The organism is Mycobacterium asiaticum (assembly GCF_001673365.1).
Classification (GTDB): domain Bacteria; phylum Actinomycetota; class Actinomycetes; order Mycobacteriales; family Mycobacteriaceae; genus Mycobacterium; species Mycobacterium asiaticum_A.
Genome location: NZ_LZLS01000114.1, coordinates 22,062 through 32,124 on the forward strand (window position 1 = coordinate 22,062; position 10,063 = coordinate 32,124).

At 64.0% G+C, this 10,063-nt stretch carries 3 protein-coding genes and 1 pseudogene; all 4 read right to left on the reverse strand.

Going from position 1 to position 10,063, the window contains the following annotated elements:
• Nucleotides 1-124: 124 nt before the first annotated feature.
• Complete coding sequence (locus A5634_RS29950) at nucleotides 125-7,378, reverse strand: PPE family protein (protein WP_065144491.1); 7,254 nt, start codon at nucleotides 7,376-7,378, stop codon at nucleotides 125-127.
• A gap of 123 nt (nucleotides 7,379-7,501) precedes the next feature.
• The gene (locus A5634_RS13175) at nucleotides 7,502-8,404 is read right to left on the reverse strand and encodes an aldose 1-epimerase (protein WP_065144492.1); all 903 of its coding nucleotides are present in this window, start codon (nucleotides 8,402-8,404) and stop codon (nucleotides 7,502-7,504) included.
• A gap of 14 nt (nucleotides 8,405-8,418) precedes the next feature.
• Nucleotides 8,419-9,576: an FAD-binding oxidoreductase gene (locus A5634_RS13180; RefSeq protein WP_065144493.1), complete on the reverse strand. Its 1,158-nt coding sequence runs from the start codon at nucleotides 9,574-9,576 to the stop codon at nucleotides 8,419-8,421.
• A 10-nt stretch (nucleotides 9,577-9,586) separates the two neighbouring features.
• Nucleotides 9,587-10,063, reverse strand: a pseudogene (locus A5634_RS28655) (hypothetical protein); the annotation flags it as partial.

Genomic DNA, 10,063 nt, shown 5'->3' on the forward strand with positions numbered 1-10,063 from the left:
AGCAGATGACTATTCAACAGCTGTCCGACACAGAATTCCGTTTGATTCGGAAAAAAACCAGGATCTTTTTGAAATGGATTCGTCGCGCGGCGCGGGCACTAATTGTCGACCGGGTCAGGAGGACTCAGAGGCCGAAGCTGAACGGGCCGAACCCGCTCGTGTCGCCGAACTGGAACAGCCGACTGAAAGTGAATTCGAGGGGAAAGTTGCCCAGCAGAACCACGTCTGGGATCTCCAGCGAAAGGGTGTCGCTGAACAGTACGACCTCGACATCGGGCAGCAGCGGCACTTGCTGGATGAAGGATGCGTAGATCGGGATCGGTGGCAGTTCGGCGCCGTGCAGGACGATCGGGCCACCAAACCCGGTGATCGGAAGATCGACGGGCGCCGTCAGGCTCCAGGAGAAGGGGATTGTGGGAATCGTGGTTGCGTAGGAGAGCCCGTAGCTATCGTCGTCGCCGAAGCGGAACGCGCCGAAATTTCCGTCACCGCGGTTCCACAGCCCGATGTTGTCGTCACCGCTGTTCAACAGGCCCATGTTGTGGTCACCGGAGTTGAACAAGCCCTTGTTGAAGCTGCCCGGGTTGATCAGGCCGAGGTTGCCGCTGCCGGTGTTGAACAGACCGGTGTTGCTACTGCCGGTGTTGGCGAAGCCCAGGTTGTAGTTGCCGGAGTTGCCGATGCCGAAGTTTCCGGTGCCCGAGTTGAAGAAGCCGATGTTGCCGGTGCCGGAGTTGAAGAGTCCGATGTTGAATTCGCCCGAGTTCAGCAGCCCGATATTGAGCGGGTCCAGGATCCGCGGACCGATGCCGATCTGGCCGGTGCCTGTCAGGCCGATGCCGATGTTGCCGACGCCGGTATTGGCCAGGCCGAAGTTGTGCGCGCCGGAGTTGGCCAGACCGAAGTTGTAGCCGCCGAGGTTGGCCAACCCCACGTTGAAGCTCCCCGAGTTGCCCAGCCCGAAGTTGAAGTTGCCCAGCTGGGCCAACCCGATGTTGAGGTTGCCGGAGTTGGCGAAGCCGTAGTTGTGGACGCCGAGATTCCCGAGTACGTCGATCTCGCGGGGGAATTGGCTGTTGAAGATGCCGGTGAAGTTGCTTCCGTAGTTCAACAGGCCCGAGTTGAACGCCGGGATCGCCGTCCCCAGATCGCTGGTGTTGAACAGACCGGACGCGCTGTGGCCGAAGTTCGAGAAACCGGACTGCAGCCCGCCGAGGTTGAACAGGCCGGACATCCCGAGATTGCCGCGGACCTCGTTGAACAATCCCGACGCGGTTCCGGAGCCGCTGTTGAAAAATCCCGACGACGGGCCGCTGCTGATGTTTCCGAAGCCGGGGGCGGCCGGAATATTGAGCAGCGGCAGTTTGATCGGGCCGATGCCGGCGGTTCCGGTGATGTGCAGCACGGTGTCGGGCCCGCCGACCAGGAGATGCACCGGGCCGTCCACGGTGACGGTGATGTCCGGGACCGAGACGGGACCGAGGTAGCCACCAGCGGTACCACCGACCCCGGTATCGAAGAAGCTGAAGAAGATTCGCGGAATCTCCATGGCGTGCAACGTCACCGGGGTGGACGTGGCGGTGATCGGGATGTTGACCGGGATGGCGATGTCGACTTGAGCCGGTATGACGGGGATGTCGATCTCGTAGGACAACCCGAACAGGCCCTGCCGGTCGCCGCGCCAGAAGAAGCCGTTGTTCATGCTGCCGGTGTTGAACGCGCCGGTGTTGATGTCGCCGGAGTTGGCGGCGCCGGTGTTGTAGTTGCCGCTGTTGAAGTAGCCGCTGTTGAAGTCGCCGGAGTTGAAGTCGCCGGTGTTGTAGCTGCCGGAGTTCCAGCTGCCGGAGTTGTAGTGCCCAGTGTTGGCGAACCCCGTGTTGACGGTGCCGGAGTTGAAGAAGCCGAAGTTGTTCTCGCCGCTATTGCCTATCCCGAAGTTGTGATTACCGGAGTTGAACAGGCCGATGTTGCCGGTTCCGGAGTTGAACAGGCCGATGTTCGCTGCGCCGGAATTGAGGCCGCCGATCCCGATCTGCCCGGTGCCGGTGAGGCCGATGCCGATGTTGTGGTCCCCGGTGTTGAACAGGCCCAGGTTGAAGTCGCCGGTATTGGCGAGACCGAGGTTGTGCTGGCCGGCGTTGGCGAAGCCCACGTTGTAACTGCCGGCGTTGCCGAATCCCTGGTTGAAGCTGCCCAGGTTGGCCGGGCCGAAGTTGAAGCTGCCGGCGTTGCCGGGGCCGGCGTTCAGCGCCGCCGTGAGCAACAGCCTGTCTAGTCCATACCCGTTGCCGGCGACACCAGTGGTGCCCAGGTTCCAGTAGCCGGACGTGAGTTCGCCGAAGTTCTGCAGACCCGAGTTACCCAATGCGCCCGTCGCATAGTTGAAGAAGCCCGAATTGGCACCGGCGTTGAAGAATCCCGAGGACCCCCCGTCGCCGCTGTTGAAGAATCCGGACGACGGATGGCGCGTCAGGTTGCCGAAGCCGGGTGCGGCGGGGACGTGCAGCAGCGGGATGTCGATGGGGCCGATGCTGGCGGTCACCCCGATGTCGAGCGTGGTCCCCGGCCCGCCGATCTGCATCTGGACCGTGGGCAAGGTGACGTTGATATCCGGGACCTGAATCGTGCCGACGGAGTAGTCGCGGATGAAGTGCACCGTGATGGGCGCGACGCTGAACGAGGAGATCGACAGCGGACCGAGGGCGACGGTGACCGGGAGATCCAGCGGGATGCTCACGCCGAGCTGCACCGGAATCGGCGGGATGTAGATCCCTAGATCACCGGCGATCAAGCCCCGGTTGTCGTCGAACCAGAACAGGCCGTTGCTCGTGTTTCCGGAGATGAATGCGCCGGTGTTGAGGTTGCCGGAGTTCGCTATTCCGGTGTTCAGGTTGCCGGTGTTGAAGTAGCCGGTGTTGTAGCTGCCGGGGTTGAAGCTGCCCGTATTGGTGTTGCCGGCGTTGAAGTCTCCGGTGTTGTAGCTGCCGACGTTGCCGATGCCGAAGTTGAAGTTGCCGGCGTTGAGCAAACCTGTGTTGGTGCTGCCGCTGTTGGCGATGCCGACGTTCCCGGTGCCGGAGTTGCCGATTCCGACGTTTCCGGTCCCCGAGTTGAACAGGCCGATGTTCCCGCTGCCGGAGTTCAGGCCACCGAACCCGAACTGGCCGCTGCCGGTGAGCCCGATGCCGATGTTGTGGTCGCCGGTGTTGAAGAACCCGACATTGTGGTGGCCGGTGTTGGCGAAACCGAAGTTGTAGCTGCCGGCGTTGGCCAGACCCTGGTTGAACCCGCCGAGGTTTGCCAGGCCGACGTTGAATGGGCCGCGGTTGAGCGAGCCGATGTTGAAGTTGCCGGCGTTCAGGGAACCCAGGTTCCAGTCCAGCGCCGGCACGACCGGACCCGAACCGTGTTGACCCGAGTTGAACACCCCCGGCAGGTTGGCACCGATATTGCCGAATCCGGACGTGGAACCGGAACCGCTGTTGAAGAACCCGGACGACGGACCGCTGGTGGTATTACCGAAACCCGGCGCGGGCGGGATGTGCAGCAGCGAAAGGTGTATCGGCCCAATGCTTCCGCTGTTCTTGAGACTGAATAGCGTGTCGGGGCCACCCAGGTTGACGTGCACGGTCGGCAGCGTGATGGAGATGGTGGACAAGCTGATCGGACCGGCTGTGACGACGTCCGCGCCGATGAGGTCGACCTGGATCTGGGGAATGGTGAAGCCGGGGATGGTGATCGTGCCCAGGTTCGCCGACAGCGGGATATCCAGCGGCATGCTGACCTCGACGTGCCATGGGATTGGCGTGGACGGCAACGAAATTCCCAAGTCCATGCTCAACAGGCCGCGTCGATCACCGCGCCAGAAGAAACCGTTGTTCATGTTGCCTCCGTTGAAGGCGCCCGTGTTGAAGTGCCCGGAGTTGCCGGTCCCGGTGTTGTAGTCGCCGGAGTTGGCGTCACCGGTGTTGTAGTTGCCGGAGTTGAAGCTCCCTACGTTTCCGATGCCGGTGTTGAACACGCCGAAGTTGCCGACGCCGGTGTTGCCCAGCCCGACGTTGCCGGCACCGGTATTGCCGATGCCGGTATTCCCGTTGCCCGAGTTGAAGATTCCGATGTTGCCGGTGCCGGAGTTGAACAGGCCGATGTTGGCCTCCCCTGAATTCAGACCTGAATTCAGGGCGCCGAATCCGATCTGGCCGTTACCGGTCAGGCCGATGCCGATGTTGTAGTCGCCGGTGTTGCCGATGCCGATGTTGTGGCTGCCGGTGTTGGCGAAGCCGAAGTTGTAGCTACCCAGATTCGCCAGTCCCTGGTTGAAGTCGCCCAGGTTGGATGATCCGAGGTTGAAGCGACCCACGTTCGGTGCGCCGATGTTGAACTGGCTGAGCGCAACGGGATTGATCGGATTGAAGCCGATGTTTCCCAGGCCGGAGATCGATTGGCCGGCGTTCCAACTACCCGATCCCACCGAGCCGGCGTTGAACAATCCTGAAATCCCAACTCCAGCAGCATCATTGAGAAATCCGGAGGCGCTGGCGCCGACATTGCCGAAACCCGAGGCGCTGCCGGTGCCGGCGTTGAAGAATCCCGATGACGGGTGCGTGGTGGTGTTTCCGAACCCCGGGCCGGCTGGCAGGCTGAACAGCGAAAGATGCAGCGGTCCCACACCCGCGGTGATGGTGATGTCGATCGAGGTGTCGGGGCCGCCGATGACAGCAGTCGGCAGCGGGGTGTCGAAAATCGCGAAGATCGGCTCCACGGTGAGCGAGTTGATGGTGCCCGCTGTCATCTGCAGCAGGCCGAAAGGCACTGCCGTTAGGTGGAATCCGCTGAATACGACGTTGCCGGAGTTGACGATGTTGAACGGGATGTTCACTGGAATTCGTACGTCGATGCGGGCGGTCAACTCGGGAACTGTGATGCCCAGGTCGAGCCCGCCGGCGCCTTGGAGATCACCCCGGGTGAGTACGCCGTTGCTCATGTTGCCGCCGTTGAATGCGCCCGTGTTGATATCGCCTGAATTCCAGAAACCGGTGTTGTAGTTGCCGGAGTTGAAAAGCCCGGTGTTGTAGTTGCCGGTGTTGCCCGAGCCCGTGTTGAAGGATCCGGTGTTGTAGTCGCCGGTGTTGGAATGACCGGTGTTGGCGATCCCGGTGTTGAGGTTGCCGGCGTTGAACAGGCCCACGTTGAAGTTGCCCGGATTGGCGATGCCGAAGTTGCCGGTGCCGGAGTTGGCGATGCCGATGTTGCCGGTGCCGGAGTTGCCGATGCCGATGTTGCCGCTGCCCGAGTTGAACAGGCCGATGTTGTCCTGCCCCGAATTCAGCCCGCCGAACCCGATCTGGCCGTTGCCGGTGAGCCCGATGCCGACGTTGTGGTCACCGGTGTTGGCGAAGCCGAAGTTGTGGCTGCCGGTGTTGGCAAAGCCTTGGTTGTAGCTGCCGGCATTTCCGATGCCCAGGTTGAAGCTGCCGAAATTGCCTGGTCCGACGTTGAAGTTGCCGATGTTCGCGGGGCCGACGTTGAAGCTGCCGATGTTGGCCAGACCCATGTTCAGGCCTTGATTGAAGGACGGGACAAGGTCTTTCGCGCTGGTGTTGTAGAACCCCGAGATGCCGTGACCCAGGTTGGACGCGCCCGATGTCAGGGCGCCGATGTTCTGGAAGCCCGATAGGCCCGAGCCTCCGGTGGCAACGTTGAGGAAACCCGATACGTTGGCCCCGAGGTTGCCCACGCCCGACGAACTTCCGGCCCCGCTGTTGAAAAGGCCGGATGAGGGTCCTGCGGTCGAATTGAAGAAGCCGGGTCCGGCTGGGATGTTGATCAGGTGGATCACCAAGGGGTTGGTTCCGCCGGTGGCAGTGATATTGAGCATCGTGTCGAGGCCCCCCAGGGTGAACGTCCACAGCGGGATGCTGACGGACAGATCCGGTACATCGAGCGGCCCGAAGAAGAAGAATTCGAAGCCTCCGCTGGAAACTGACTGGCGAGGAAAATGGAAACCAGAGAAATCAAGCACCATGCCGCCCGCCTGGAACTCCGAATGCACCGGCAGCTGGCTGAGATATTCCAGCGGGATTGCCGGAATTGTGACGCTGACGTCGAGTCCGATCCAGCCTTCGTAGTCGTCGCGTTCGAAGAGTCCGTTGCTGTAGTCGCCGGTGACGAAGGCGCCCGTGGCGACGTTTCCGGTGTTGAAAAACCCGGTGCTGTAGTCACCCTTGTTGGCCACGCCGGTGTTGTAGCTGCCGGTGTTGTAGGCGCCGCTGTTGCCGTGGCCAGGGTTGCCGAAGCCGGTGTTGACGTTGCCGGAGTTGAGGAAGCCGGTGTTGAGACTTCCGGCGTTGAGGAAACCGGCGTTGACGTCGCCGGCGTTGCCGAAGCCGGTGTTGTAGCTGCCGGGGTTGGCGAAGCCGAAGTTGCCGGTGCCGGAGTTCCCGATGCCGATGTTTCCGGTGCCCGAGTTGAACAATCCGATGTTTCCGGTGCCGGAATTGAACAGCCCGGAATTCATGCTGCCCGAGTTCAGAGCGCCGAAGCCGATTTTCCCGTCCCCGGACAGACCGATGCCGATGTTGTTGTTTCCGGTGTTGGCGAATCCGCTGTTGTGGGAGCCGGTGTTGAACAGCCCCATGTTGTGGCTGCCGGCGTTCCAGAATCCCTGGTTATAACTTCCGTTGTTGACCGACCCGAAGTTGAAGCTGCCCGAGTTGCCCGAGCCGATGTTGAAATGACCGTGGTTGGCGATGCCGATGTTGCCGAATCCGGTGTTGCCGGCACTGGCGACGGCCGCGCCGAAGGACGCAAATCCTGCGCCGGCGGTTTCTACGGCGGCGGGAACGGTATCGATGACAATTTCGGTGATTTGGCGCAGACGTCGCAACATCAGATCGATCTGCGCGGCTTCCCGGTTGTAGGCGATCAGCGCGGCCAGATCCTGCGCCCAGATCTGTTCGTAGCGGAACTCCGTCGCCGCTATCGCCGGAGCGTTGAGGCCCAGCCAGTTCGACCTCGCCAACGCCGCCAGCAGTGCTCGGTTGTCGTTGACCGTCGCCGGGTGCACCGTCGCGGCTAGGGCGGCCTCGAAAGCCCCGGCGGCCACGTGAGCCTGGGTCGCGGCCTGTTCGGCCTGGCGAGCCGCGGTGTTCAACCACTCGAGATACGGTGCGGCCGCGGCCATCATCGCCGCGGAGGTCGCCCCCTGCCAGGCTGTGCCGGCCAACCCGGAGGTCAGTGATCCGAATGAAGTGGCGGCCGCTTCCAATTCGGCGGCCAAACCATTCCAGGTGGCTGCGGCGGCCCGCATCGGGCCCGACCCCAAGCCCGTATACATCCGCCACGACTGGATTTCCGGGGGCGGCAGCGCGAAACTCATGGCGCCCTGCCTTCCGGTAAAACAGCTGCATAACGATGTGGAGCAACTGCTCCACCGTACTGAATAACATACTCAGCCAGGGTGTCGCGTGACAATCCAGAACTTGGGCAGACCGTCCCGGCGTTAGACCCGGATGGAGAAGGCCGCCACTGCAGGCTCACCAGGCTGCGCACTCCGGTAGCCGCCGCGACGCAGCGCATCTGTCGGCGCGGCCATCGGCTCGAAGCACACGACCTTCTTTTCCGGGTCGTCCCCGGTCGGTGCGAAGATCTGCGCCGCCGAGTACCCGCATTCGAACCGGACTTCCAGACGCCGGTTGCCACCGCTGAGTGCGAAGACAGCCCCGTCCGCAACCTGGTCGTAGGCGTCGTCAAAGCTGTTGTCGCCCAACCGCTGCGACCGCGCCGGCTGCGGGGCGGTCTGGCCGGTCGGCAGACCGCGCTCGTCGAGGGATAAGTGCCGCAGCGGTGGCGTCTCGATAACCCACTCGGCGCGGTCGGCATCCGGTAGTTGCAGATACGGGTGGTAGCCGAAGCACAACGGCACGGCGCGGTCGCCCGTAGGGGTCACGGTGGTGCGCACGGTCAGGGTGCGCTCGGCCAGGCGCACCGTCATCGCGAGCACGTGCGGATACGGAAAACTGGCGAGCAAGCTCTCGTCGGCGCCGAAATCGAGTTCGGCGGTCAGTTCGTCGGCCGATTGCTCGGTCACCCGCCAGCCTGGGTGTGCTGCCAGCACGCCGTGGATGGGTAACCCGGCAGGATCGGGACGGACGCCGTTCTCGCCCGGCGACAGCGTCACCGTCACGTCCTGTGCGGTATAAGTGTTGGCGCCCAGGCGGTTTGCCCACGGGTAGAGAATTGGGATACCCATCGTCTTACCGGCCGTACGGTAGGCATCCAGTCCGCGTCGCTGCCCGAGCAGCTGGACCCCGGCGTCAGTCAGGGACGTGCCGATCATGCCCGCCTCGGGCACGAATTGCGCCCCCACCGGCGAGGTTGGGTCGCGCAGCGTAACGACGTGCACTGGTCCTCCTGGTGTTAGCGCGACAGCGGATCGTGCTGGATGCGTTCGGGCGGAGCACCTTTGGTGATCAGTGCGGCTTTGGTCGCGGCGACCATCGTCGGGCCGCCGCTGATCAGGATCTGCCGATCGCCCCAGCCGCCGTACTTGGTGACCACGTCGAGGAGTCGGCCAGTCTGGCGCACGTGCAGGCCGCGCGGCGGCGACACGTCGGGGTAGTCGGCGGCCCAGGACGGGTCGTTTTTGTACTCCGAGACCGGCGAGACCGACAGCCACGGATTGTGCGCCGCGATCTGCCACAGCGTTTGCAGGTCGTAGAGCTCGCAAGGGTAGCGGGCGCCGAAGAACAGATGCACCCGCGGATTGTCGGCGAAGCGGGACAGCTCCATGATCAGTGCGCGCAGCGGAGCCAGACCGGTGCTGCCCGCCACCATCAACACGTCGTCACCGTCCCGGTCCACCCGCAGGCCCCCGTGCGGGCTCGACAACCGCCACCGGTCACCGACCCGAGCCTCGCCGACGATGGCATTGCTGACCAGGCCGCCGGGCACCACCCGGACGTGGAATTCGATGCCCCCGTCCGGGTCGGCGGGAATGGCGGGGCTCAGGTAGCGCCAACGACGTGGGCACTGCGGAATCTGCACGTTGACGTACTGCCCCGGGTGGTAGTCCACCGGGCGGTCCATCCGCAGCCGCACGACCGCCAGATCGCGGGACACCCGATTGTGTTCGATGACCGTGCCATCCCACCAGGCGGGAGCGTCCTCGGCGTCCGCGGCGCCGCTCATCACCCCAACAAACAGGTTGAGCGACTGCTCGGCGGCGTCTTGGACGGCGTCGCTCCAGGCGCTGCCCAGCTGCGCGCGCAACGCCGAATACAACGCGCGCCGCAGGGTCTCGTATTGGCTCGGCAATACGCCGTACTTGCGGTGGTCGCGCCCGAGCTGGGCGAGAAAAGCCACCGGTTCATCCGCGCGCTGGGCGACGAGTTCGCCGTAGAGCCAGCGCATCGCTTGGCCGAAAACGGCGCGCTGGGCGGCCATTTCGGGGGGAAACAAGTCGCGCACGGCAGGATCGAGAGCAAACCACCGGCTGTAGAAATGGTGCACAAGCTCGGTGTCGGGCCTGAAGGCGTCGCGCAACACCTGCAATGCCGCACGGTCATCCAGCCCCACGGTCCAGAGTTTAGGCGGGGCCCCCTACGCCGCCCAGGCCGCCGCGTCCCGGATTTTGACCCGACGGCGGTGACGGTGGTAGGCCGGATTTGCCGGGTCCGCTGTTGCCGTTCCCGCCGTGCCCGCCGGTACCGCCGTTGCCGCCGGTTTGAGTGCTGGAGCCGCCGTCGCCGCCGCGCCCGCCGGTGCCGCCGGACCCGGTGCTGCCGTGGCCGTCGCCGCCGTTGCCGCCGTTGCCGCCGTTGCCGCCGTTGCTGTTGTGAGTGCCGTTTAGCCAGCCAAGGCCGCCATCGCCCCCCTTGCCGCCCGGCCCGTTGGCGGCGGAGCCGCCGTTGCCCCCGTTGCCGCCGTCGCCGCCCGTAGAGGCGTTAGGTATCGGGTTGCCGCTGCCCGGCATAACTGCAGCGCCGCCGTAGTTGCCCGCGCCGCCCCGGCCGCCGTCCCCGTCGCCGGCGATGCCCAGGCCGTCGCCCGGTTTACAGGCACC